21 protein-coding genes are annotated in these 24073 nt (G+C 64.7%); 16 read left to right on the forward strand and 5 right to left on the reverse strand.

Going from position 1 to position 24073, the window contains the following annotated elements:
* Nucleotides 1–31: 31 nt before the first annotated feature.
* From pyrG to tpiA, 3 genes are all read right to left on the reverse strand, one after another.
* Nucleotides 32–1660: a CTP synthase gene (pyrG, locus tag JEQ47_RS06675; RefSeq protein WP_198875567.1), complete on the reverse strand. Its 1629-nt coding sequence runs from the start codon at nt 1658–1660 to the stop codon at nt 32–34.
* Nucleotides 1661–1771: 111 nt separating this feature from the next.
* Nucleotides 1772–2254, reverse strand: coding sequence for a preprotein translocase subunit SecG (gene secG, locus JEQ47_RS06680; protein ID WP_198875568.1), 483 nt, complete (start codon nt 2252–2254; stop codon nt 1772–1774).
* Nucleotides 2255–2397: 143 nt separating this feature from the next.
* Nucleotides 2398–3153 carry a triose-phosphate isomerase gene (tpiA, locus tag JEQ47_RS06685; RefSeq protein WP_268905703.1) on the reverse strand — a complete coding sequence of 252 codons (756 nt, stop codon included), beginning with the start codon at nt 3151–3153 and terminating at the stop codon, nt 2398–2400.
* Between the two features lie 123 nt (nt 3154–3276).
* Between tpiA and JEQ47_RS06690 the strand changes: the two genes are divergently transcribed.
* The 11 genes from JEQ47_RS06690 to JEQ47_RS06740 all read left to right on the forward strand — a co-directional run bounded on the left by JEQ47_RS06690 (nt 3277) and on the right by JEQ47_RS06740 (nt 13750).
* The gene (locus JEQ47_RS06690) at nt 3277–5148 is read left to right on the forward strand and encodes a peptidylprolyl isomerase (RefSeq protein ID WP_198875569.1); all 1872 of its coding nucleotides are present in this window, start codon (nt 3277–3279) and stop codon (nt 5146–5148) included.
* A 31-nt stretch (nt 5149–5179) separates the two neighbouring features.
* Nucleotides 5180–6688, forward strand: a complete 1509-nt coding sequence (gene trpE, locus JEQ47_RS06695; RefSeq protein WP_198875570.1) for an anthranilate synthase component I — start codon at nt 5180–5182, stop codon at nt 6686–6688.
* Nucleotides 6689–6823: 135 nt separating this feature from the next.
* Complete coding sequence (locus JEQ47_RS06700; protein WP_198875571.1) at nt 6824–7423, forward strand: anthranilate synthase component II; 600 nt, start codon at nt 6824–6826, stop codon at nt 7421–7423.
* Nucleotides 7420–8442, forward strand: a complete 1023-nt coding sequence (gene trpD, locus JEQ47_RS06705; protein ID WP_198875572.1) for an anthranilate phosphoribosyltransferase — start codon at nt 7420–7422, stop codon at nt 8440–8442. The genes JEQ47_RS06700 and trpD overlap by 4 nt, the downstream gene beginning before the upstream one ends.
* Complete coding sequence (gene trpC, locus JEQ47_RS06710) at nt 8439–9251, forward strand: indole-3-glycerol phosphate synthase TrpC (protein WP_198875573.1); 813 nt, start codon at nt 8439–8441, stop codon at nt 9249–9251. Before trpD ends, trpC begins: the two co-directional genes overlap by 4 nt.
* The gene (gene moaC, locus JEQ47_RS06715; protein ID WP_198875574.1) at nt 9251–9727 is read left to right on the forward strand and encodes a cyclic pyranopterin monophosphate synthase MoaC; all 477 of its coding nucleotides are present in this window, start codon (nt 9251–9253) and stop codon (nt 9725–9727) included. Before trpC ends, moaC begins: the two co-directional genes overlap by 1 nt.
* Entirely contained in the window at nt 9724–10926 is a 1203-nt protein-coding gene (locus JEQ47_RS06720; RefSeq protein WP_198875575.1) for a molybdopterin molybdotransferase MoeA, read from the forward strand. Before moaC ends, JEQ47_RS06720 begins: the two co-directional genes overlap by 4 nt.
* An 81-nt stretch (nt 10927–11007) precedes the next feature.
* The gene (gene lexA / locus JEQ47_RS06725; RefSeq protein ID WP_198875576.1) at nt 11008–11724 is read left to right on the forward strand and encodes a transcriptional repressor LexA; all 717 of its coding nucleotides are present in this window, start codon (nt 11008–11010) and stop codon (nt 11722–11724) included.
* Nucleotides 11724–12050 carry a hypothetical protein gene (locus JEQ47_RS06730; protein WP_198875577.1) on the forward strand — a complete coding sequence of 109 codons (327 nt, stop codon included), beginning with the start codon at nt 11724–11726 and terminating at the stop codon, nt 12048–12050. Before lexA ends, JEQ47_RS06730 begins: the two co-directional genes overlap by 1 nt.
* Nucleotides 12051–12128: 78 nt before the next feature.
* Nucleotides 12129–13169 carry a UV DNA damage repair endonuclease UvsE gene (uvsE, locus tag JEQ47_RS06735; RefSeq protein WP_198875578.1) on the forward strand — a complete coding sequence of 347 codons (1041 nt, stop codon included), beginning with the start codon at nt 12129–12131 and terminating at the stop codon, nt 13167–13169.
* An 80-nt stretch (nt 13170–13249) separates the two neighbouring features.
* A complete protein-coding gene (locus tag JEQ47_RS06740) occupies nt 13250–13750 on the forward strand; it encodes a hypothetical protein (protein ID WP_198875579.1) in 501 nt (166 codons plus the stop codon).
* 86 nt (nt 13751–13836) lie between these two features.
* On the opposite strand, the gene JEQ47_RS06745 is transcribed toward JEQ47_RS06740, so the two are convergent.
* Entirely contained in the window at nt 13837–15645 is a 1809-nt protein-coding gene (locus JEQ47_RS06745) for an IlvD/Edd family dehydratase (protein WP_198875580.1), read from the reverse strand.
* 295 nt (nt 15646–15940) lie between these two features.
* Here JEQ47_RS06745 and JEQ47_RS06750 point away from each other — a divergent pair, with 295 nt between their 5' ends.
* Genes JEQ47_RS06750 through JEQ47_RS06765 form a run of 4 tightly spaced genes read left to right on the forward strand, consistent with a single transcriptional unit; the run spans nt 15941 to nt 20319 of the window.
* On the forward strand, nt 15941–16858 hold the full coding sequence (locus JEQ47_RS06750; protein WP_198875581.1) for a 2-dehydro-3-deoxygalactonokinase: 918 nt from the start codon (nt 15941–15943) through the stop codon (nt 16856–16858).
* Between the two features lie 10 nt (nt 16859–16868).
* A complete protein-coding gene (locus tag JEQ47_RS06755; RefSeq protein WP_328768383.1) occupies nt 16869–17480 on the forward strand; it encodes a 2-dehydro-3-deoxy-6-phosphogalactonate aldolase in 612 nt (203 codons plus the stop codon).
* Nucleotides 17477–18352, forward strand: coding sequence for an SMP-30/gluconolactonase/LRE family protein (locus tag JEQ47_RS06760; protein ID WP_198875583.1), 876 nt, complete (start codon nt 17477–17479; stop codon nt 18350–18352). Before JEQ47_RS06755 ends, JEQ47_RS06760 begins: the two co-directional genes overlap by 4 nt.
* An 8-nt stretch (nt 18353–18360) precedes the next feature.
* Nucleotides 18361–20319, forward strand: a complete 1959-nt coding sequence (locus tag JEQ47_RS06765) for a beta-galactosidase (protein WP_198875584.1) — start codon at nt 18361–18363, stop codon at nt 20317–20319.
* On the opposite strand, the gene JEQ47_RS20595 is transcribed toward JEQ47_RS06765, so the two are convergent.
* On the reverse strand, nt 20291–22303 hold the full coding sequence (locus JEQ47_RS20595) for a ComEC/Rec2 family competence protein (RefSeq protein WP_198875585.1): 2013 nt from the start codon (nt 22301–22303) through the stop codon (nt 20291–20293). The two genes, JEQ47_RS06765 and JEQ47_RS20595, sit on opposite strands and share 29 nt — an antisense overlap.
* Before the next feature lie 198 nt (nt 22304–22501).
* On the opposite strand from JEQ47_RS20595, the gene gltX reads away from it, so the two are divergent.
* Nucleotides 22502–23917, forward strand: coding sequence for a glutamate--tRNA ligase (gltX, locus tag JEQ47_RS06775; RefSeq protein ID WP_198875586.1), 1416 nt, complete (start codon nt 22502–22504; stop codon nt 23915–23917).
* Nucleotides 23918–24073 lie beyond the last annotated feature (156 nt).

The raw sequence follows: 24073 nt of genomic DNA on the forward strand, positions 1-24073 counted from the left end.
CAAGTCCCTTTCGGGCGCCGCCCAAGCGAAGTCAGACCAGCCGGCTCTGGTCCATCGCGGCGGCGATGAAGCTGGTGAAGAGCGGATGGGGTTCGAACGGCTTGGACTTCAGTTCAGGATGGAACTGCACGCCGATGAACCACGGGTGGTCGGTGCGCTCGACGATTTCGGGCAGCGTGCCATCGGGCGAGACTCCGGAGAACAGAAGGCCATTGGCTTCGAGACGCTTGCGATAGTCCATGTTCACCTCATAGCGGTGACGATGGCGCTCGTTGATGCGGGTCGAACCATAGATGTCGGCGACGCGCGAACCGCGGGTCAGCTGGGCCGGATAGGAGCCGAGGCGGAGCGTGCCGCCCAGGTCGCCTTCGGCGGAGCGGGCTTCCTTTTCGTTACCCTTCACCCATTCGGTCATCATGCCCACGATCGGCTCCTTGGTGGGGCCGAATTCGGTGGATGATGCCGCCTTGATGCCGGCAGTGTTGCGGGCAGCCTCGATGCAGGCCATTTGCATGCCGAAGCAGATGCCAAAATAGGGCACATCCTTGGTGCGAGCAAAGCGGGCTGCCTCGATCTTGCCAGCCGAGCCGCGCTCGCCGAAACCGCCGGGCACGAGGATGCCATGGACATGTTCCAGATACGGCGCCGGATCGTCGCGCTCGAACACTTCCGAGTCGATCCATTGCAGGTTGACCTTCACCTTGTTGGCAATGCCGCCATGGGTGAGCGCTTCGGAAAGCGACTTATAGGCATCCTTGAGACCGGTATATTTGCCTACGATGGCAATGTTCACTTCGCCTTCGGGGTTGTGATACCGGGTCGTGACGTCGTTCCAGGCCGACATATCAGGCTCGGGCGCGTCGGTAATGCCGAGCGCGGCGAGGATTTCACGGTCGAGGCCCTCATTGTGGTAGGCCATCGGCACGTCGTAGATCGAGCCGACGTCGAGGCCCTGGATGACGGCGCTTTCGCGCACGTTGCAGAAAAGGCTGAGCTTTTTCTTCTCGCCTTCCGGGATAGGTCGGTCGCAGCGCACCAGCAGCACGTCCGGCGCGATGCCGATGGACCGCAGCTCCTTGACCGAGTGCTGGGTCGGCTTGGTCTTCAATTCGCCGGCCGAGGGAATGTACGGCATCAGCGTCAGGTGGAGGTAAGCGACGTGATTGCGCGGCAGTTCGTTGCCGAGCTGGCGGATGGCCTCGAAGAACGGCAGGCCCTCGATGTCGCCCACGGTGCCGCCGATTTCGACGAGGACGAAGTCATAGTCCTCGTTGCCTTCGAGGACGAAATTCTTGATCGAGTCGGTGACGTGCGGGATGACCTGCACAGTGGCGCCGAGGAACTCGCCCTTGCGCTCCTTGGCCAGCAGATCGGAATAGATGCGGCCCGAGGTGATGTTGTCGCGCTTGTTGGCGGCGCGGCCGGTGAAGCGCTCGTAGTGGCCCAGGTCGAGGTCGGTTTCCGCACCGTCATCGGTGACGAAGACCTCGCCGTGCTGGGTCGGCGACATCGTGCCGGGATCCACGTTGAGATAGGGGTCGAGCTTGCGCAGGCGGACCTTGTAGCCGCGCGCTTGCAGCACGGCGCCGAGAGCAGCCGATGCCAGACCTTTGCCAAGGGAGGAAACCACGCCTCCGGTGATGAATACGTACCGAGCCATGGGCGATCACCATAAGCATATCGTTGTCGATTCGCAGAGACCGAAACCGGCTCTACACAAAAAGAAGAAGGGGATGTCGCCATCCCCTTTTCGCATTCGCCTTGCGGCGGATCAGTTGCCCGTAGGCGCCGCGGGCACTGGGGCCGGCGTCGCCCCGGCATCGGTGCCGGTGGCGGGAGCCGTCTCGTTGGCCGGGACCGGAAGGTCCGTGGCGGCCGGAGCCGGAGCAGTCTCGTTGGCCGGCGGAACCGGCAGCGGCAGGTCCGAAGTCTCATTGCCGCCGAGGGCGTTGAGCGCATCCAGAACCGTGGTCGGCGCGGCGCCGTCCTCAACGGAGGTAGCGCTGTCGAGAATGCTGCTCGTGCCGCGATCGAGTTCGTTGAGAATGGTGAGGCCGATAGCCAGGGCGAAGAACAGCGTCGCCAGGATGGCCGTGGTGCGCGTCAGCAGATTGGCCGAGCCGCGGGCCGTCATCAGGCCGCCGCCACCACCGCCGCCAATGCCCAGGGCACCCCCTTCGGAGCGCTGAAGCAGGATGACGACAATCAGCGCCAGCACGATCAGCAGATAGGCGACGAGCAATACGTTGGCCATGAATCTCTTGTCTTCGCGTCAGTCCGGGCGTGCCAAAAGGCCTCGCCCGGTTTGGAAAGGATGCGGGGTCATACACCCCTCAACCGGCAAATGAAAGTCGCCTGTGGCGCTTTTTCGCCACAGGGGAGCATCACCGGCCGGTCCTAGACGGCGGAGATAATCGTATAGAAGTCCTTTGCCAAGAGGCTTGCCCCGCCGACCAGGCCGCCATTGACGTTTTCCACGTTGAGGATTTCGCGGGCATTCTGCGGCTTCAGCGACCCACCATAGAGAATGCGGATGGACGCGCCCTTGTCGTCGCCGAAGCGGCTGACAAGGCGAGACCGAATGGCATTGTGCATGTCGCGGATTTCGTCGAGCGTCGGGGTGCGGCCGGTGCCGATGGCCCAGACCGGCTCATAGGCGACGATGACTTCATGCAGGCTCGCGGCGTCGGGGATCGATGCGGCGAGCTGCGTCGCCACGATGGCTTCGGCGTCACCCGCATCGCGCTGCGCCTCGGTTTCGCCGACGCAGATGATCGGCTTGAGGCCGGCACCGATGGCGGCTTCGGCCTTGGCGCGCACGGTGTCGCTGCTTTCGCCATGATCGGAGCGACGTTCGGAATGGCCGACAATCACATATTGGGCACCGGCATCGGCCAGCATGCCGGCGGAGATGTCGCCGGTATGGGCGCCGGAGGCCTGGGCATGGCAATCCTGCCCGCCGGCAATGATGCCGCTCGAGGCGCCCTGGGCGGCCACGGCGGCAAGCAGGGTGGCGGGCGGGCAGACTACGACGAGCGCGCGAGGCGCCTCGCCCGTCGTCAAGAGACGCGCCAGCTCACTCAGCTCATCCAGCGAGTGGGTGAGCCCGTTCATCTTCCAGTTTCCTGCGATCAGCGGTGAGATGGTCGTCAATCTAGCTACTCCTGCCTCTTGCGCCGGAGAGGGCTTTGCCCTAACCCCGGCTGTCGTATTTGTCTTACTAGTCCGCCCTTGCCGTCGCGGTAAAGGGTTGGACCCGAAACTGGAACGCTTCAGATGCTCGATGGTTTGCGTAGTTTTGCAAAATCCTGGCCGGGGAAGATCATGGGGGCGTTCCTGCTCGTGGGTGTCGCCGGCTTCGGCATCAACAATGTGATCGTCGACCTCGGCAGCAATACGGTGGCGCGGGTCGGGGACGAGGAAATCAACTCCCGCGAATTCCTTCGCGCCTATCAGGCCCAGGCCAATGCGGTGTCCCAGCAGATGGGTTCTGTGCCGACCGCCAGCCAGGCGGAAGCCATGGGCCTGCCGACGGCCGTGCTGCTCGGCCTTTCGGAAGGCGCCTCGCTCGACATGCTGGCCAATGATTTCGGCCTCGGCGTATCTGACGCCAAGCTTGGCCAGTTGACCCGCGAGGATCCGTCCTTTGGCGGTACGCTGGGCAATTTCGATGCGTCGCGCTTCAGCCAGGTGCTGCAGGCCGCGGGCTGGACCGAGGCCGAGTATTTCGAGGCGCGGGGCGACGAGGCCCGCCGCGAGCAGTTGATTTCGACGCTGTTTGCCGGCGCCGAAATGCCCGCCGTCGCGTCCGACCTCATCAGCGACTATGCCAGTGCGACCCGCACCATCGACTTCATCACGCTGAGCGAGACCAGCATCGAGGCGCCGGCCGCGCCGACCGAAGAAGAACTGGCGGCTTACCTTGCCGAGCACCAGGCCGAGTTCCGCACCGTGGAAACGCGCACGGCTAAGCTCATCGACCTGTCGCTGGCGTCGCTGGCCGCTACCAAGACCATTTCCGACGAAGAGATCGCCGCCGAATACGAAGCGACCAGGGCAAACCTGACGACGCCGGAGCGCCGCACGCTTGAACAGGTGACGCTGACAACCCCTGAACTCGTCGCCCAGTTCGAGGCCGGCCTCGCCGCAGGCACCGATTTTGCCACGCTTGCCACCCAAGCAGGCCTTACGCCCTCGTCCATCGGCACGCTCGCCCAGTCCGAGATTACCGACCAGGCGCTGGCGTCGGCGGCCTTCGGCCTGCCCGAGAACGGCTTTGCCATCCTGGAAGGGATCGGCGGGCAGCGCGCCGTGCATGTCGCGGCCATCGAACCGGCCGGCGAGCCGACCCTCGAGGAAGCGCGCGAGCAGATTGCCAACCGGCTGTCCCAGGCGCAGGCGCGTGGCGAGATCAACGACGTGCTCGACCAGATCGAGGAACTGCGCGCTGCCTTCCAGCCCATCGAGCAGATTGCCGACCGTTTCGGTCTGCCGGTCTATGAACTCGACATCACCGCAGGCGGTAGCGAGCTCGCAGCCATGCCGAACCTTTCTCCGGAAGAGTATTCGCGCGTTGCGCAGGCCGTCTTTGCCGCCAATCCGGATCGCCTGATCCCGGCCGTGCCGCTTTCCGGCAATGCCCATGTGTGGTTCGACCTGGGCGAGGTGGCGCCCGCACGCGACCAGACGCTGGACGAGGTCCGCGCTGAAGTCGAGGCGGCGATTGCCGAAGAGCGCGCGAACAATGCCCTGCTCGCCAAGGCCACGGAGATCGTTACCCGGCTCGAAAATGGCGAAGCTCTCGCCGATGTCGGATTTGAGCTCAATGCCTTCCCGCAGTTGAGCTCGCCCTTCACGCGCTTCGGCTCGGAAGACGGGATCATCGACAGCACCCTGGCTGCAGCGGCTTTCGCCGGCGGCCCCGACCATGCGGGCTCCTCGGTCAACGAGGCCGGTGAAGTCGTGGTGTTCCAGGTGGTGGACGTCGCCGAAGGCACGCCGCTCGACCAGGCAGTGCTCGACAGCATCACCGAGGAATACAAGGCCGGGACGCAGAGCGAAGTCGTGGCTGCCATCCGCGAGGATGCCGGGCTGCGGATCAACCAGCAGGCGCTGACGCAACTGCTGGTCAACAATTACGGCCAGTAACGGCGCAACAACCCAACGGAACCAGACCAAAATGGGCGACGACTACTCCAAGACCTTTGCCGCGCAATACGACGCCGGAAAGTCTGGACTCGTCTGGCGTCGCATCGTGGCGGACCTGGAAACCCCAGTCGGGACCTATCTCAAGCTGGCCGCGGGCCGCACTCATAGTTTCCTGCTCGAAAGCGTGCAGGACGGGACCACGCGCGGCCGCTATTCGATGATCGGCCTCCTGCCCGACCTCATTCTCAAGGTCGAGGATGGCAGGGCCTCGATCAACCGCTCCGCCCAGACTGCGCCCGACGCCTTCGAGCCGCTCGACGACAAGCCGCTCGATGCCCTGCGCAAGCTGGTGGCGGAAAGTCAGATCGAGATGCCCGAGGGACTGCCGCCGCAGTCGGCAGGCATCTATGGCTATCTCGGCTATGAGATGGTCCGCTACATGGAAGTGCTGCCCAACAGCAATCCGGACGACCTGCAGACGCCCGAGGCGGTGCTGATGCGTCCCTCGCTGCTGGCCATTTTCGATACGGTCAAGGACGAGCTCTACCTGACGGCTCCGGCCTATGTGCGTGAGGGCGTCTCGGCTGCCCAGGCACTCGCTGCCGCCGAGGACAGGATCAACGACGCCATCGCCCGGCTGACCCGGGCAACGCCGGCAACCCCTGCCCTGCCCGATCTCGAATCCATCGCGGTGACCAGCAACACCTCGAAGGACGAATATTTCGGGATGGTCGCGCGGGCCAAGGACTACATCACCGCCGGCGACATTTTCCAGGTGGTGCTGAGCCAGCGCTTTTCCGCCGACTTTACGCTGCCGCCCACCGCGCTTTATCGGGCACTGCGGCGCACCAATCCCAGCCCCTATATGTATTTCTTCGATTTCGGCAGCTTCGCGGTTGCCGGTTCGAGCCCGGAAATCCTGGTACGGGTGCAGAATGGCGACGTCACCATCCGTCCGATCGCCGGGACCCGCAAACGCGGCTCCACCCCGGCGCGGGACAAGGAACTGGCGGACGAGTTGCTGAGCGACCCCAAGGAGCTCTCCGAGCACCTGATGCTGCTCGACCTCGGTCGCAACGATGTGGGCCGGGTGGCCAAGACCGGTACCGTCAAGGTGACCGACAAATTCTTCCTCGAATACTATTCCCACGTCATGCACATCGTCTCCAATGTCGTCGGCGTGCTCGACCCACAATATGACTTCGTCGACGCGCTCTCGGCCGGCTTCCCGGCGGGCACCGTTTCGGGTGCGCCAAAAGTGCGGGCCATGGAGATCATCGACGAGCTGGAGAAGTCGCGGCGCGGCATCTATGGCGGCTGCGTGGGCTATTTCGGTGCCGACGGGACGATGGATACCTGCATCGTGCTGCGCACCGGCATCGTCAAGGACGGCAAGCTCTATGTGCAGTCCGGCGCCGGCATCGTGGCGGACAGCAGACCCGAACTCGAACAGCTCGAATGTGAGAACAAGGCCCGCGCCCTTTTCAGCGCTGCCGAGGAAGCGCTACGCTATGCCGGTGAAGCGGGAGTGGGGCAGTGATGGAACGTTCCAACACGCATCGTGTCGTCATCCCCGCGAAAGCGGGGACCTCCGTTTTTCGATGGCGGGGTCAGCTCTGAAACAGAGGTTCTCGCTTTCGCGAGAATGACACCGTGCTCAGAACATAGGCCTCAAATGACCAAGACCCTCGTCATCGATAACTACGACAGCTTTACCTACAACCTCGTCCATTTCCTGGGAGAACTGGGCGCCGACATCACTGTGAAGCGTAACGACAAGATTACGCTCGAAGAGATCGCCGCCATGGCGCCGGATGCCATCGTGCTCTCGCCCGGCCCCTGCACGCCCAACGAGGCGGGCATCTGCCTGGCGGTAATCGACCGGTTCAAGACTACGACCCCGATGCTGGGCGTGTGCCTCGGCCACCAGGCCATGGGCCAGGCGCTGGGTGGCGATGTCGTGCGGGCCCCGAGCCTGTTCCATGGCAAGACCAGCAAGATCAACCACACCGCCAAGGGAATTTTCCGCGGCCTCAATGCCGGGTTCGAGGCGACGCGTTACCACTCGCTGATCGTCAAGGCCGACACGCTGCCCGAGGCGCTGGAAGTGACCGCGACGACCGACGACGGGCTGATCATGGGCATGCAGCACAAGATCCTGCCGATCCATGGCGTGCAGTTTCACCCCGAAAGCATCGCCTCCGAGAACGGGCACGCCCTGCTGCAGAACTTCCTCAACATCGCCCGCGACTTCAACGGCAGGAAGGCGGCGTGATGGATATCAAGGCAGCCCTCAACAAGATCGCCTCGCGCCGTGACCTGACGGGCGAGGAAATGCGTGGCGTGATGCGGCAGATCATGGCCGGCGAGGCCACGCCCAGCCAGATCGGCGCCTTTCTCATGGGCATGCGCCTCAAGGGCGAAACGGCGGGCGAAATCGCCGCGGCAGTGTCGATTCTGCGCGAGATGATGGTGCCGGTCGAGGCTCCTGCCGACGCCATCGACATCGTCGGCACGGGCGGGGACGGGCATGGCACGCTCAACATCTCGACGGCCGCTGCAATCGTCGTCGCGTCGATGGGCGTGCCGGTGGCCAAGCACGGCAACCGCGCCCTGTCGTCGAAGTCGGGCTCGTCGCAGGCGCTCGAAGCGCTCGGCGTCAAACTGGACCTGTCGCCGGACCAGATCGGCAGCACCATCCGCGACGCCGGCATCGGCTTCATGTTCGCGCCTTCGCATCACCCGGCGATGAAATATGTTGGCCCGACCCGCGCCGAAATGGGCGTGCGGACCATGTTCAACCTCCTTGGCCCCCAATCCAACCCGGCAAGCGTGCAGCGCTACCTCCTGGGCGTTTTCGCGGAGGAATGGGTCGAGCCGGTGGCGCAGGCGCTGCAGGCGAACCGGGCGGTGAAGGCCTGGGTCGTGCATGGTTGCGACGGGCTCGACGAACTCACCGTCACCGGCAAGAGTTTCGTCGCCCAGATCGCCGGCGGCGACCTCCGCAGTTTCGAAGTCTGGCCCGAGCAGGCCGGGCTCAGGCAGCACGAGCTCAAGGACATTCTGGGCGGCACGCCCGAGGAGAATGCCCAGGCGATCCACAATCTTTTCGACGGTGCTCCCGGCGCCTATCGCGACATCGTGTTGCTCAATGCCGCCGCAGCCCTCATTGTCGCCGACAAGGTGACGGATTTGCAGGAGGGTGCGGCCATGGCCGCCGCCGCCATCGATGGCGGCAAACCCAGGGATACACTCGCCCGCCTCGTGGCGGCATCGAACGGACGAGCGCAATGAGCGATATTCTCAAGCAGATCGAAGCCTATAAGCGCGAGGAGATCGCAGCGGCCAAGGCCATGCGCCCATGGGCGGAAGTGGTGGCCGAGGCGCATGATCAGCCGGCGCCCCGCGGCTTCCTCCGGGCAATCAAGGACAAGCGGGCTCGCGGCGACTATGCGCTGATCGCCGAAGTCAAGAAGGCCAGTCCGTCCAAGGGCCTCATCCGGCCCGACTTCAATCCGGCCGAGATTGCCCGCGCCTATGAAACGGCCGGCGCCGCCTGCCTCTCCGTGCTGACCGACCGCCCCAGCTTCCAGGGGTCGCCGAGCTATCTCATCGAGGCGCGCGCTGCGACGCGGCTGCCGGTTCTGCGCAAGGACTTCCTGTTCGAGACCTATCAGGTGGCGGAAGCCCGCTCCTGGGGCGCGGACTGCATTCTCATCATCATGGCGGCCGTGGGCGACGACGTGGCCCGTTACCTGCTCGATGCCGCCGAGGAATGGGGCATGGATGCGCTGGTGGAAGTGCATGACCAGCTCGAGCTGGACCGCGCGCTGGCCCTGGATACCAGGTTCATCGGCGTCAACAATCGCAACCTGCGCACCTTCGAAACGACGCTCGACACCACGATCAACCTCGCGGCCGGCGTGCCCGATGGCGTGGTGCTGGTGAGTGAGAGCGGCATCGTTACCCACGAGCAGGTCAGGATGCTAGAGGAGCGCTGCAATGTCGGCACTTTCCTGGTCGGCGAGAGCCTGATGCGGCAGGACGATGTCGTCGCCGCCACGCGCACCCTGTTGATGGGTGCGCCGGAGGCCGTGCGCTGATGGCTGGCGGCCTCACCCATCTCAACGAGAAGGGCGAGGCCCATATCGTCGATATCGGTGACAAGGCCGTTACCCGTCGCCGGGCGGTGGCACAGGCGCGGATTTCCGGCCAGGCCGAGACCATCGCCACTATTGTGGGCGGCGGCCTCAAGAAGGGCGATGCCCTTGCAGTGGCGCGCGTGGCCGGCATCATGGCCGCCAAGAAGACATCGGACCTGATCCCACTCTGCCACCCGATCCCGCTGACCAAGGTGAGCGTCGACATCGAGGGCGATGGCCCCTCTTCCATCCTCATCCTCGCGACGGCCGAAACCACCGGGCAGACGGGGGTGGAAATGGAAGCGCTGGTTGCCGCGTCGACGACGGCGCTGACTCTCTATGACATGGCCAAGGCGATCGATCGCGCCATGGTCATCTCCGATATCTGCCTCGTGGAAAAGTCGGGCGGCAAGTCCGGCGACTTTGTCCGCGCATGAGCCTCCTTCCCGTCGACGACGCCCTCAGGGCCATTCTCTCACACGTCTCGCCCGTTTCTACCGAAACCGTGCCCCTGGCAGACGCCGTCGGGCGCGTGCTGGCGGCGCCCATCGTGGCGCGGCATGACCAGCCGCCCTTCGACGCCAGCGCCATGGATGGCTATGCCATGCGGGCCGAGGATGTGGCTGACGGCACCTGGCTGGAGTTGATCGGCACGTCGCAGGCGGGTGCCGGTTTTACCGGCGCGCTGGGGCCCGGGCAGGCCGTGCGCATCTTTACCGGCGCGCCGGTGCCTGATGGCGCCGATACGGTCATCATGCAGGAAGAAGCGGTGCGCGAGGGCGAGCGCGTGCGCTTTACGGCCCCTGCCCGGCTCGGTCACAGCGTTCGGCCCAGGGGCAACGATTTTGCCGTCGGCCAGGTGCTCCTTGCCGCCGGCACACGGCTAACACCCATGCAGATCGCCGTGGCTGCCGCCGCCAATGCCGACCGGCTGGCGGTGGCGCGGCGTCCGCGCGTCGCGCTGGTCGCGACCGGGGATGAACTGGTGCTGCCCGGCAGTTCCCTGGGGCCGGACCAGATCGTCGCTTCCAACAGTTTCGGGCTCGGCGCCATGCTCGCCCCCTATGCCGAGGCCATTGCCGATCATGGCATCATCGCCGACGATGCCGGCCTGCTGCACGACCGCCTGGCTGCCGCCTTGGATGCGGAACCGGATGTGCTCATCACCACCGGCGGCGCTTCAGTCGGCGAACACGATCTGGTGCAGGACGTCCTTACGACCCTCGGGGTCAAACTCGACTTCTGGCGCATCAACATGCGCCCGGGCAAGCCGCTGATGTTCGGCACGCGTGGCAAGACCCTGGTCTTCGGCCTGCCCGGCAATCCGGTCTCGGCCATGGTCACGGCTTTGGTCTTCATCAAGCCGGCGCTGCGGGCATTTCTGGGTCATGGCGAGCCGGCGCACTGGCGCCTCCCGCTCGCGGCGCCAACGCCGCTCAACACCGCCCGACGGCATTTCATGCGCGCGCGGCTGATCCACTCGGAAACCGGACCGATGGCCGAGCCGATCAGCCAGACCGACAGCGGCCACACCTCTTCGCTGGCAGCGGCGGGCCTGCTGATCGTCCAGCCCGAACATGATCCCGGACAGGCCGCCGGGGCGCTGGTCGAGGCCCTGCCGATCGACGCCTTCTAGCCGTTTCCCCGGGCATTGCGGAACATAACTGGAACATGTATGGTCGTTCCGTCTATGTTCCGATTCTGGACCGAGGGGCCGATGCTGACACGCAAACAACACGAGCTGCTGATGTTCATCCACGAGCGGATGAAGGAGAGCGGCATTCCCCCCAGCTTCGACGAAATGAAGGATGCGCTCGATCTCGCGTCAAAATCCGGCATTCACCGGCTGATCACGGCGCTCGAGGAGCGCGGCTTCATCCGCCGCCTGCCCAACCGGGCGCGAGCTCTGGAAGTGGTCAAGCTTCCCGATTCGATGAACCCCTCTCTGGGTGGCCGCAAGGCGAAGTTCGAACCGGCGGTGATCGAGGGCAATCTGGGTAAGGTGGCCAGTCCCCCTGCCCGTGGTGGCAGCGTCGGTGACGACTATGCGCGGCCGGTTTCGATTCCGGTCATGGGCCGGATCGCCGCGGGTACGCCCATCGAGGCCATCCAGACCCATTCCCACACCATTGCCGTGCCGCCCGAAATGCTGGGCGCAGGCGAGCATTACGCCCTCGAAGTGCGAGGCGATTCGATGATCGATGCCGGCATTTTCGACGGCGATACCGTGCTCATCAAGAAACAGGAGCACGCCTCTACCGGCGAGATCATCGTCGCCCTGGTCGATGACGAGGAAGCGACCCTCAAGCGCCTCCGCCGCAAGGGCGACACCGTGGCCCTGGAAGCGGCCAACCCCGCCTATGAAACCCGCATCTTCCCGCCTGACCGGGTGAAGGTGCAGGGGCGCCTCGTCGGCCTTTTGAGGAAATACTGATGCGCTGCGCGGCAGGTTTCGGATTTGGGTTGCTGCTGATGCTGGCCTCTCCGACTGTCGCGCAGGAAGCCTCGTTGCGCGAGACGCGCTGCTGGGTGGGCGACGTGGTGTTCTCGGCCGGCATGAGCGTCAGTGTCGGCGACGATGTCGCTGTTTGCGAGGCGGGGACCGGCTGGCGCATCGCTGGCAGCAACGTTGCCGTGGCTGGCTGCGTGCTGGAGGGCGAGTTTTCGTCCGTGGGCGCGGTGGTCGGCATTCGCAACAGCGACGACATGCTGCTGCAATGCGATCCGCGCGGGCACTGGGTGACGATCGAGGCAGATTGAACCATCTGGCGCGCCGCATTGGACGGTCAGGAACGCTCCTCTGGTTGAGGCATTCCACCTCTGATGGAGGAAAATGCCATGGCGTCAGGTCCGCTCAAGCTCGGATTTCCCGTAAAGGTCCTGGGCAACCCGGCGCTCAAGAGCAATGATGCACGGCGCGCCCAGTCCAATCCGCATCTGCGCGTGTCGCTCGGCTACCTCGCCGATATTTTCGACTATCTCGAACGTCACGACATTCGCATGTACCGAATGTCCTCGGATATCGCGCCCTATGCGACCCATCCGGATATGCCGCAGTTCCATTCCATGGTGCGCGACTGCGCGGCGGAGCTGGCCAATCTTGGCAGCAAGGCGCGCGACCTCGGATTGAGGCTCTCGTTTCACCCGAGCCAGTTCATTGTCCTCAATTCGCCCGACCCGGACCTGGTGCGCAAAAGCATCTGGGACCTGACGAGCCAGGCCGAAATGCTGGACTTGATGGAGCTTGGCCCCGAGGCAGTGCTGGTCGTGCATGTCGGCGGCGTCTACGACGACAGGCTGGCAGCCCGGCAGCGCTGGGTGGATACCTGGCCCACCCTGCCCGAACCGGTACGCCGGCGGCTGGTGCTGGAAAATGACGACCTGCGTTTTTCCTGCGCCGACGTCCTTCATATTCATGGCGAAACGGGCGTGCGGCTGATATTCGATCACCAGCATTTCTGGTGTTTCAATCCCGAAGGGCTGGGGCTGCGCGATGCGCTGGCGGCGATGCTGGCGAGCTGGCCAGGCGAGGTCCGGCCAAAGGTGCACTTCTCCTCGCCCCGGACCGAGATGCGTCAACTGGCGCGAAAGAACCGCAGGACCGGCAAAGCCGAGACGGTCAACGTGGCGCCAGTCTGGACCGGGCACGCGGATTTCGTGCAGCCGTTCGAATTCATCAGCTTCATGCGCATTGCGGTTGGGCTGGATTTCGACGTCATGCTCGAAGCCAAGGCCAAGGACCTCGCCCTGATCAAGCTGCGGCCCGATCTCCTGCGCTATGCCCCCGATGTCGCGGCGCGATTTGGGTTGCTGGCGGCTGACCGGGAAGAGTTGGAGGACGAGGAGAAGGCGCTGATGGAGCCGGAGGGATCGTCGTGATTGCCTGCTTGTCGAAGCCGGCCTTGGGGAACAGGAGCGTGGCTGGACGCATTGGGCCGACATGACCAAAGGAGGTTCGCATGCGCCTGTGGTGTCAAGCACTGACCGTGGCAACGCTGCTGAGTGCGCAGCCGGTCCTAGCCCAGACCGAGGGCTGGCAGACCTACCGAGACCCTGACTTCGGGTTTTCCGCCATGCTGCCCACCGAGCAATTTGCGCCCATTGCCGTTCCCGAGACGCAGGGGGTGACGCTGCGCTCGGCCGACGGCGAGGCCCAGATCAATTTCCACGGCGGGCCGGCGCAGGATATGGGCCGCGACATGCTGGAGGAACGGCTATCCTCTGGCGACCAGATCCGGACCATCACCTACCGCGCGGGAGGAGACTCCTGGTTCGTGCTATCGGGATATTACAAGCCGGAAGGCATCGACGAGCCAGTGATCTTCTACACGAAGGTGCTGTTTTCACTGACGCATGACAGCTTTTCCGCCTTCGAGATCAGTTTCCCCCAAAGCGACAAACCGCGCTACGAGGATATGGTCGAAATCTTCGAGGACAATTTTACGCGTCCCGCCGGTTAAAGCGCCCCCTGTCGGCAGGCACGTAATCGTCCAAAGCAAAGCGCCGCCGGCAGAAATCCGGCGGCACTTCATTTTTCACTGCGCGATCAGTGGTTGTCGCGCGGCAGGCCCTCGGTCTGGGCGATGCGCTGATATTTTTCGGCGGGCTTGAGGATGGCGCCGTCGCCGAGCTGGCCGACGAGGCTGCGCTGGATTTCCTGCCACGGGGTCTGGTGCTTGGGGAACTTGTAACCGCCCTCCGCTTCGAGCGCCGCGCGGCGAGTGGCGATTTCCTCGGCCGAAATCATGATATTGGCCTCGCCCTTGTTGAGGTCGATGCGGACCCGGTCGCCGGTCTTGAGGATAGCAAGGTTGCCGCCCGCTGCCGCTTCCGGAGTGGCGTTGAGGATCGAAGGAGAGCCCGACGTGCCGGACTGACGCCCGTCGCCGATACAGGCCAGCGCCGAGACACCCTTTTTGATGAGATAGTCGGGCGGCCGCATGTTGACGACTTCGGCGGCACCCGGATAGCCGATCGGGCCGGCGCCGCGCATGAACAGCAGCGTGTGCTCGTCGATATCGAGCGATGGGTCGTCGATGCGATGGTGATAGTCCTCGGGACCATCGAACACCACGGCCTTGCCCTCGAACATGCCCGGATGGGCCGGATCGGACAGGTAACGATCCTTGAATTCGGTGCTGATGACCGAGGTCTTCATGATGGCGTTGTCGAACAGATTGCCGCGCAGCACGAGGAAACCGGCCTCGGCCTTGAGCGGGTTGTCGAAGTGCCGGATGACCTTGTCGTCCTCGATCACGGTGGTGCGGCAGTTCTCGCCAATGGTCTTGCCGTTGACGGTTGGGGCATTCTCGTGGATTAGGCCCTGCGCCATCAGTTCATTGACCACGGCCGGGACGCCACCGGCATGGTAGTAGTCTTCGCCCAGATATTCGCCGGCCGGCTGCAGGTTGACCAGCAGCGGCACCTTGTGGCCGTGCTGCTGCCATTCGTCGATGTTGAGGTCGACGCCGATATGCTTGGCGATGGCGTTGATATGGATCGGCGCATTGGTCGAGCCGCCGATGGCGGAATTGACCACGATGGCGTTGAGGAAGTTTTCCTTGGTCAGGATGTCCGAGGGCTTCAGATCCTCATGCACCATTTCGACGGCGCGCTTGCCGGTGCGCCAGGCCATTTCCTGGCGGTCGCGATAGGGCGCAGGAATGGCGGCCGAACCGGGGAGCTGCATGCCGAGGGCCTCGGCCAGCGAATTCATGGTCGAGGCCGTGCCCATGGTGTTGCAATAGCCGGTCGAAGGGGCAGACGAGGCTACCAGCTCGATGAATTTGGGGTAGTCGATCTCGCCGGCGGCCAGCATCTGCCGGGCCTTCCAGACGATCGTGCCCGAGCCGGTGCGCTCGCCCTTGTGCCAGCCATTGAGCATGGGGCCGACGGAGAAGGCGATTGCAGGAATATTGACGGTGGCCGCGCCCATCAGCATGGCCGGAGTGGTCTTGTCGCAGCCGATGGTCAGGACGACGCCGTCGAGCGGATAGCCGTAGAGCACTTCCACGAGACCGAGGTAGGCGAGGTTGCGGTCGAGACCGGCGGTGGGGCGCTTGCCGGTTTCCTGGATCGGATGCACCGGAAACTCTATGGCGATACCGCCGGCTTCGCGGATGCCTTCGCGCAGGCGCTCGGCCAGGACGATGTGGTGGCGGTTGCAAGGGCTGAGATCGGAACCGGTCTGGGCAATGCCGATGATCGGCTTGTCGGACTGCAATTCCTCGCGCGACACGCCGAAATTCATGTAGCGCTCGAGATAGAGCGCGGTCATGTCCGGGTTGTCCGGATTGTCGAACCACGCGCGCGAGCGCAGCTTGCGGCCGCCGGAGCCGCCATTGTTTGCAGTCATTTGCCTGTTCCTTGCTGATCCGCCAGGTATGCGGAAGTGAGGGCCTTGGTTGCGCTGTTCTATCACGCCGGAAGGCGCTGTGAATGGGTGTGCGGCAAAAAATCATACAATTCCAAATGCTGCGCCGGCAGTGTGGTGAAAATCTGTCTCCCGGGCTGATGCGCCTTACTCATGGCGGGGTACCTGACGGGTGCTTGCGCTATTTCGAGGCCGGAAGGGAATCGGTCTGGTCAGCGGCGAGGCGGGGCTTTAGGGTCGCGCGCGCAAATCAGCCCGAACCGGGAGCGAGGACGAGTTGACTGAGACGATTGCATGGATCGCGGTGGATTGGGGCACGTCCAACTTGCGCGCCTGGGGCATTGATGCCGGCGGCGCCGTCGTGGCCTCGGCCGTGTCCGACCAAGGCATGGGCAAGCTGGCGCGCGAGCAGTTCCCGGCGGCGCTCAAGGCCGTAGTCAATGAGCTGGCCCCGCCTGACGATACGTTGGACGTGGTCATCTGCGGTATGGCCGGGGCGCGGCAGGGCTGGCTCGAAGCGCCCTATCTCGAAGCCCCCACCGATCTCTCCGAACTCGGCCGAGGCGCGGTCCATCCCGTGGTCGAGGGCACCAGGCTCAATGTGTCCATCCTGCCCGGGGTCTGCCAGCGCGAGGGCGGCGAAAATGTCATGCGGGGCGAGGAAACCCAGCTCCTTGGCCTCGCGGCGATCAGCCCCGGCTATTCGGGCCTGGTCTGCATGCCCGGCACCCATTCGAAGTGGGCAGACCTCGAGGGCACCCGCATTACGCGCTTCTCGACGGCCATGACCGGCGAAATGTTCGAGCTGTTGAAGACCCATTCGGTGCTGCGCCATTCGCTCAACGGACCACTGGAGGGACCCGAGCGCGAGCATGGATTCCAGACCGGCGCGCGAGCTGGCCTCGATCACCCGGACATGCTGCTCGGTCAACTGTTCCGGGCCCGGGCATCCGCGCTGCTGTCGGGGCGCCCGCCGGACTGGTGCGCGGGCTATCTTTCGGGCCTCCTGATCGGCACGGAGATTGCCGCCAATCGTAACCAGATCGGCACCGATCCGGTGCCGCTGATCGGCTCGGCCACGCTGTGCGGATTGTATGCCGGCGTACTGGGCATGGCCGGAGCAACCGGTCGCGTCGTCGATTCCACCGAAGTGGTGCTGGCCGGTTTGAAGGCCGCCCGCGCCTCGATTGCCTGAGGATTTAGCCGTGTCCCATCGCCATATCATCGCCATTCTGCGCGGCATCACGCCCGACGAAGCCGTGCCGGTCTGCACCGCTCTGGTCGAGGCCGGCATCACCTTGATTGAAGTGCCGCTCAATTCGCCCAATGCCGTGGACAGCATCGGCCGGGCAGCCGCGGCCCTGTCCGATCGCGCCGAGATCGGCGCCGGCACCGTCCTCACGCCCGAAGATGTCCGGGCAGTGGCCGGGGCCGGCGGCACGTTCATCGTGTCGCCCGACACCAATGTCGAGGTGATTGGCGAGACCTTGCGGCTCGGCCTCAAGTCTTACCCCGGCGTGTTCTCGCCCACCGATGCCTTTGCGGCGATCCGTGCCGGCGCGACGGGGCTCAAATTCTTCCCGGCGGAAGTGCTGGGCTCGAAGGGCATCAAGGCGATGAAGGCGGTGCTGCCGCCTGCCCTGCCCGTTTATGCCGTGGGCGGCGCCAGTCCCGACAATTTCCACGAATTCTTCGCGGTGGGCTGCACCGGCTTCGGCCTCGGAACCTATATTTTCAAGCCCGGCATGAGCGTTGCCGAGGTGGCCGAGCGCGCAAAGCTGGCCGTTGCCGCCTATGACAAGGGAAATTCCAAGTGACCGAAACCGCAAAACTCCTTGTCGACAGCCAGTGTGCCCTGGGCGAAGGCCCGTTCTGGCATGCGGGACGGCAGCAACTCTTCTGGTTCGACATCAATAACAAGACGCTGTTCGCGGCAACGGCGGAAGGCGAAGTCCAGAACAAGTGGCATTTCGACGAGATCGTCGCGGCGGCGGCCATTGTCGATGACGAGACGCTGGCGCTCGCCACCGAAACCGGGCTCAAGCGCTTTGACCTCAAAAGCGGCGACACCGAGCATCTGATCGATATCGAGCGCGACGTTCCGGCCAACCGGACCAATGACAGCCGGGTGCATCCATCTGGAGCGTTCTGGATCGGTACCATGGTCAAGGACGAGGGTCCCAAGGATGGTGGCGTCTACCACTACCGCGCCGGGAAGCTGACCAAGATCATCGCCAACGCCGCCATTCCCAATGCGACCTGCTTTTCGCCCGACGGCCGCACCGCCTACTGGACCGACACGCCGGACCAGAAAATCCTCAAATGCGCCGTCGATCCGGAAACCGGCCTGCCCGCCGGCGAGTGGGAACTCTTTGCCGACGTCACCGATCATCGCGGTTATCCCGATGGTGCCGTGGTGGACAGCGAAGGCTTTCTCTGGAACGCCCGCTGGGGCGGCTCCTGCGTCATCCGCTACGCGCCGGATGGCACGATCGACCGCATCGTCGAAGTGCCGGTGAGCCAGGTCACCTGCCCCGCCTTTGGCGGCAAGGATCTGAAGCGCCTGTTCCTCACCACCGCCAACAAGAACATGCCGGCCGAGCAACTGGCAGCGGAAAAGGTGGCGGGCGGCGTGTTCTATATTGACCTCGACATTGCCGGCCTGCCGGAAACCAAAATCAAGCTCTGAGACCAACCATGATCAGCCCCACCCTCGGCGTCTGCTATTATCCTGAACACTGGCCCGAGGAGTGGTGGGAGACCGATGCGAAGCGGATGGCCGAGGTGGGCATTCGCTATGTGCGCATCGGCGAGTTCGCCTGGTCGCGGCTGGAACCAAGCGAGGGCGATCTCCGGCTCGACTGGATGATCCGCGCCATGGATGTGCTCGGGCGCCATGGCCATAGGGTGATCGTCGGCACGCCGACGGCCACGCCGCCGCGCTGGATGGTCGATAAGCATCCCGACATGCTGGCGGTGGACCGCGAAGGCCGCCGCAAGGGCTTTGGTTCGCGCCGGCACTATGATTTCTCGCATCTCGGTTTCCGCGAGGAGAGCGCAAGGATCACGCGCATCCTCGCCGACGCCTTGAGTGATCATCCGGCGCTGGGCGGCTGGCAGACCGACAATGAGTATGGCTGTCACGGCACGACCTATTCGTACTCGCCTGCGGCGCTCGAGGGTTTTCGCAAGTGGCTCGCGGAGAAATACGGGACCATCGAGGCGCTCAACACCGCATGGGGCAACGTGTTCTGGTCGATGGAATACAGCCGCTTCGACCAGATCGAACTGCCCAATCTCCTGGTCTGCGATGCCGCTCCGGCCCATGAACTGGATTTCCGGCGCTATTCCTCGGACCAGGTCGCCGCGTTCAACCGCACGCAGTACGAGATCCTCAAGGCAAAGCGCCCGGACCTGCCGGTGATCCACAATTTCATGAGCCGCTACAGCGAGTTCGATCACTACCACCTGGCCGAAACGCTGGATATCGCGAGCTGGGACTCCTACCCCATCGGCCACCTGGCCAAGAGTTCCGAGAGCGACGAGCACAAGGCGCTCTACATGCGCCAGGGCGATCCCGACAATGCGGCCTTCCACCACGACCTTTATCGCAGCGTGGGGCATGGGCGCATGTGGATCATGGAGCAGCAGCCGGGCCCGGTGAACTGGGCAGACGCCAATCCCGATCCGCTGCCGGGCATGGCGCGGCTCTGGGCCTGGGAGGCCTTTGCGCATGGCGCGGAAGTCGTCTCCTATTTCCGCTGGCGCCAGGCACCGTTCGGGCAGGAGCAGATGCATGCCGGCCTCCTTCGGCCCGACAGCGAACCCGCGCCGGCCTATGGCGAGGCCAGCCAGGTGGCGCGCGAGCTCCAGGAGATCGGCCTCGATGGGCCTGCCGGCCAAGGCAAGGTCGCGGTCATCTTCGACTATGAAAGCGAATGGGCCTGGGAAATCCAGCCGCAGGCAGCCGGGTTCAGCCATGGCAATCACGTGCGCGGGCTCTACGCGGCCTTCCGCAAGCGCGGGCTCGATGTGGACGTCCTGCCGCCCACAACCAGCGATCTCAGCGGCTATGACATCGTCGCTATTCCGGCGTTGCTGACATGGAATGAGGCGCTGCGTTCGGCCGTCGCGAATTTCGAGGGTTATCTGCTGGTGGGGCCACGCAGCGGCTCGAAGACCGAGAACTTCTCCATTCCGCCCCGGCTGGGGCCGGATCTCGGTGCCAACCTGCTCGACCTCAAGGTGGCGCGGGTGGACAGCCTGCCCGCCGGTATAGAGGTTGCCGTCAAGGGCGGCGGCGCGGCACGGCTGTGGCGGGAGATCACCGTCGGCAATGCCGAGGTGGTCATGGAAGACGAGGCTGGCGTGCCGGTGCTGCTGTCGCAGGGCAAGCTGTTCTACTTCGCGGCCAGCGGCGACAAGGCGCTGGTGCAGCGCGTTGCCGACTACATGATCGCCGAGGCCGACACGCCAACTCTCAGCCTGCCCGCTGGCGTCCGATGCCGGGTGCGGGGCGGCTACCGCGTCTATGTGAACTATGCCGCGAGCGCGCAGGTCCTCTCCCCGGCGGATGACGAGGCGGGCTATGTGCTGGGCAGCGCGGATATTCCGGCGGCGGGCGTTGCTATCGCGCGGCTCGCCACGGCCGGCTGACGCTCTCCATGGCCGGGCGGATATCGAACCGCCCGGCGCGCTCGTCCCAGGTCAGGGCGTGAACGCCGCCGGACGCGAGCTCGGCCGCGCCGATCACTTGGCCATCCGCGAAGCAATGCTGCGGCGGGTAGATCCGCGCAACCACCAGATCGTGCCGGCCGCAATCCTCGGCAAAGGCGGCCGCGTTGCGAACAAGGGCGACGCTGTAATCCGGCGTCGTGACCACGCAGCCGATGCTGTCGCAGCGCGCGCCTGAATGGGCGACTTCGATTTCGGTCTGGAAGTGCTCGCTCCACACATCGACGGCGAAGCTCCCGGTGCGGCCGCTGGCCAAAGCCATGCCATCGCCATCCCTTACCGCAACGGCCTGCGTCGTGTCGGCGATCAGAATGTCGGGGCGGGCCGTGAAGCCGAACAGCAGAATGACGCCGGCCGCAATGGCCGGCGCGGCCAGGCGCCAGTGGTTTTCGATAAAGGCGAACCAGGCCAGCGCCATCAGTCCCGCCGCCAGCGTCCATCCAGCCAGTAGCGGATTTCCGGTCCAGCCGGCGCTCCAGCCCGCCACCAGTTCGGCCACATCGACCATGCGATCGATCCCCCAGCCCATGGCGTGGAGAAACGGCGCATCGAGACCCAGCGGCATGGCGAGCACCGAAACGACACCCGCTGGCATGATGACAAGGCCCACGAAAGGCAGCGCCAGCACATTGCCCAGCACGCCGAGCGGCGCGGTCTGCTGGAAATGGTAGGCGGAGAAAAGCAGCGTCGCCAGCCCAGCGACGAAGCTGGTCCATGCCGTGACGGCGACCACCCTGGCGACACGATGCAGATATTCCGCTTCGGACGTGGCCTGCAGGCGCGGCAACTCGTAGATGCCGATAAGGCCGACCACGGCCGCAAAGGAGAGCTGGAAGCTGGGGCGGAACACGCTGGCCGGATCGATGAGCACGATGACGATCGCGGCGATGGCGACATTGCGCATGGTCAGCGCCTGCCGACCGGCCAGGACGGCGCCGAAGATCAGCGCCAGCATCAAGGTGGAGCGGAAGGCCGGCACATTGTCGATGCCTCCGGCCAGCAACAGGTAGAGGAAGGCGGCCACCAGTCCGGTGACGGCCGCGATCTTCTTGGTGGGCCAAGCCACCAGCACCGGAACCGAGGCCAGTACCATCCGCACCAGCCAGAAGACGCCACCGGCAACGATGGAGAGGTGGAGGCCGGAAATGGAGTAAATGTGGGCCAGACCCGCCGCGGCCATCAGCTCGCGGGTTTCGTCGGAAATGGCGCTCTGGTCGCCCACCACCATGGCCTTGGCGATTGCCGCGGTATCGCCCGACAGAACCGTGGCTATGCGGTTACCGATAACGTCGCGCAGTGCCTGGATGGCACGGCCGAGGTTGAACCCTTCGGCTGGGTCGATGCGCTCGAACGTGCCGATCACGGAGCCATAGGCGCCGACACCGATGAAGTAGGAATGAAACTGTGCGTCGTGGGCACCGGGCAGGACAGGCCCGGGAATGGGCGCGAGCCGCAGGTCAGCGCGCAGGTGGTCACCCGGCTCGACCCTTTCCCCATCCGGAAGCAGGATGCGGGCGCGCCGGACCGGAACCGGGCGCGCTTCGCCCTCGGGTGTGAGGCTGGAGACGATCGCCCGCTGCGCGCCGTCGTCACCGGGCAGAACCTCGTCCACGATGGCCTCGTAGGTGCCATAGGCGGGAAAGGCCAGCATGGATGTGCCGAAGGCGAGGCCATGCAACGGCAGGAGGCAAAAGCCGGCCCAGATAAACAGCGCCTGCACGGCCCATCGGGTAGTGGCCAGTGACCTGGTCCAAAGGCACAGAATGAGCGCCAGTCCCACGACCAGCGAACCGGCTGCAAACACCTGCAGTGGCGGCTCGGCCGGAAGGTTGGCATATAGAGCTAGTCCGACAATCAGCCCGAAGGGCAGGAGGACGAAGAGCCGGCGCTTGTCGATGGCGTCCACGATGCATCGGCGCAATGAAGCGAGGACTGCTGGCAGGATGCGGGTTGCAGCGGTCGTGGCGCCGTGGGCGCGCCAACGCCGCCACGCGTCTCCCAGGCCACCCCAAGCCTCGTGTCCCGCCTCCATGCGCCCCTGCCCTTGCGCTCAAGCCCGCCTATGCTACACACGGCCCGCAATTCCTCAAATCCCCCGGTTGCCATGTCTCAGGTCGTCACCCGCTTTGCTCCTTCCCCCACCGGCTATCTGCATATTGGCGGCGCCCGCACTGCGCTGTTCAGCTGGGCCTATGCCAAGAACCAGGGCGGGAAGATGCTGCTGCGGATCGAGGACACCGACCGCGAACGCTCGACCGAAGCGGCAGTCACCGCGCTGATCGACGGGCTCACCTGGCTCGGCCTCGATTGGGAGGGTGAGCCGATCAGCCAGTTCGCGCGCGCGTCCCGCCATGCCGAGGTTGCCCATGAGCTGGTGAAAATGGGCCACGCCTATTACTGCTATTGCTCGCCCGAGGAGCTGGACCAGATGCGCGAGGAGGCGCGCGCCGCCGGCAAGCCGCCGCGCTACAATGGCTTCTGGCGCGACCGCGATCCCTCCGAGGCGCCGGAAGGCATCAAGCCGGTGGTCCGCATCAAGGCGCCGCTCTCGGGCGAGATCGTCGTGCATGACCATGTGCAGGGCGATGTCGTGTTCAAGACCGAGAACCTCGACGATTTCATCATCCTGCGCTCGGACGGCACGCCGACCTATATGCACGCCGTGGTGGTGGACGACCATGACATGGGCGTCACCCACATCATCCGCGGCGACGACCACCTGACCAATGCCGCCCGCCAGATCGTCATCTACAATGCCATGGGCTGGACCGTGCCGGAAATGGCGCATATCCCGCTGATCCATGGGCCGGATGGCGCGAAGCTCTCCAAGCGCCACGGTGCCCTGGGCGTCGAAGCCTATCGGCAGATGGGCTATCTTCCGGAAGCGGTGCGCAACTACCTCGCGCGCCTCGGCTGGAGCCATGGCGACGACGAAATCTTCTCGACCGAGCAGATGGTCGAGTGGTTCAGCCTCGAAGCCCTCAACAAGGGCGCGGCGCGCTTCGACTTCGTCAAGCTCGAGAACATCAATGGCCACTATATCCGCGAGGCCGACCCGCGCTACCTCTACGAGGTGATGGTGGGTACGGCCGAAGAAGTGGGTCGCGACGAGGATGCCAAGGGGCTCAAGGCCAACCATAATACGGTGCTGGCCGCCCTGCCCGAATTGCAGCCACGCGCCAAGACGGTGCTCGAACTGATCGACCTGGCACAGTTCATCTATGCCCTCCGTCCGATCACGCCCGACGCGGCTGCGGCGGCCCTGCTTACCGACGACTCCCGGCTCGTGCTCAAGAGCATTGCCGATACGTTAGGGGGCCTTGCCGATTGGTCAGTGCCGGCGATCGACACGGCCATGCGTGCCCTTGCCGAGGAGAAGGGCCTGAAGCTGGGCAAGCTGGCGCAGCCGCTGCGCGCGGCGCTCACGGGACGCACTGTATCTCCGGGGATTTTCGAGGTCATGGTGCTGATCGGGCGGGAGGAAAGCCTCGCGCGACTCGGTGATCAGATCGGCGGCTGAGGCCGCCGGTCACGGCTGTCGCCAGCGTGTCGAATAGATAAGTCATACTCACCTATCGGTTGCTTGCGACGGGCAAGACCTGATACCTCTTGCCGGGAAAAGCGGCGCTTCCAAGGCGCCGGCCCCTGCCCGCATTTCCTGTCCTTTCCTGCGGGT

The organism is Devosia sediminis, from assembly GCF_016411825.1.
In the GTDB taxonomy this organism is placed as follows: domain Bacteria; phylum Pseudomonadota; class Alphaproteobacteria; order Rhizobiales; family Devosiaceae; genus Devosia; species Devosia sediminis.

What these genes read in the sequence shown, in the direction of transcription:
- pyrG (WP_198875567.1), bottom strand. Translation starts at nt 1,660, where the DNA reads ATGGCTCGGTACGTATTCATCACCGGAGGCGTGGTTTCCTCCCTTGGC.
- secG (WP_198875568.1), bottom strand. Translation starts at nt 2,254, where the DNA reads ATGGCCAACGTATTGCTCGTCGCCTATCTGCTGATCGTGCTGGCGCTG.
- JEQ47_RS06690 (WP_198875569.1), top strand. Translation starts at nt 3,277, where the DNA reads ATGCTCGATGGTTTGCGTAGTTTTGCAAAATCCTGGCCGGGGAAGATC.
- trpE (WP_198875570.1), top strand. Translation starts at nt 5,180, where the DNA reads ATGGGCGACGACTACTCCAAGACCTTTGCCGCGCAATACGACGCCGGA.
- JEQ47_RS06700 (WP_198875571.1), top strand. Translation starts at nt 6,824, where the DNA reads ATGACCAAGACCCTCGTCATCGATAACTACGACAGCTTTACCTACAAC.
- trpC (WP_198875573.1), top strand. Translation starts at nt 8,439, where the DNA reads ATGAGCGATATTCTCAAGCAGATCGAAGCCTATAAGCGCGAGGAGATC.
- moaC (WP_198875574.1), top strand. Translation starts at nt 9,251, where the DNA reads ATGGCTGGCGGCCTCACCCATCTCAACGAGAAGGGCGAGGCCCATATC.
- JEQ47_RS06720 (WP_198875575.1), top strand. Translation starts at nt 9,724, where the DNA reads ATGAGCCTCCTTCCCGTCGACGACGCCCTCAGGGCCATTCTCTCACAC.
- lexA (WP_198875576.1), top strand. Translation starts at nt 11,008, where the DNA reads ATGCTGACACGCAAACAACACGAGCTGCTGATGTTCATCCACGAGCGG.
- JEQ47_RS06730 (WP_198875577.1), top strand. Translation starts at nt 11,724, where the DNA reads ATGCGCTGCGCGGCAGGTTTCGGATTTGGGTTGCTGCTGATGCTGGCC.
- uvsE (WP_198875578.1), top strand. Translation starts at nt 12,129, where the DNA reads ATGGCGTCAGGTCCGCTCAAGCTCGGATTTCCCGTAAAGGTCCTGGGC.
- JEQ47_RS06740 (WP_198875579.1), top strand. Translation starts at nt 13,250, where the DNA reads ATGCGCCTGTGGTGTCAAGCACTGACCGTGGCAACGCTGCTGAGTGCG.
- JEQ47_RS06745 (WP_198875580.1), bottom strand. Translation starts at nt 15,645, where the DNA reads ATGACTGCAAACAATGGCGGCTCCGGCGGCCGCAAGCTGCGCTCGCGC.
- JEQ47_RS06765 (WP_198875584.1), top strand. Translation starts at nt 18,361, where the DNA reads ATGATCAGCCCCACCCTCGGCGTCTGCTATTATCCTGAACACTGGCCC.
- gltX (WP_198875586.1), top strand. Translation starts at nt 22,502, where the DNA reads ATGTCTCAGGTCGTCACCCGCTTTGCTCCTTCCCCCACCGGCTATCTG.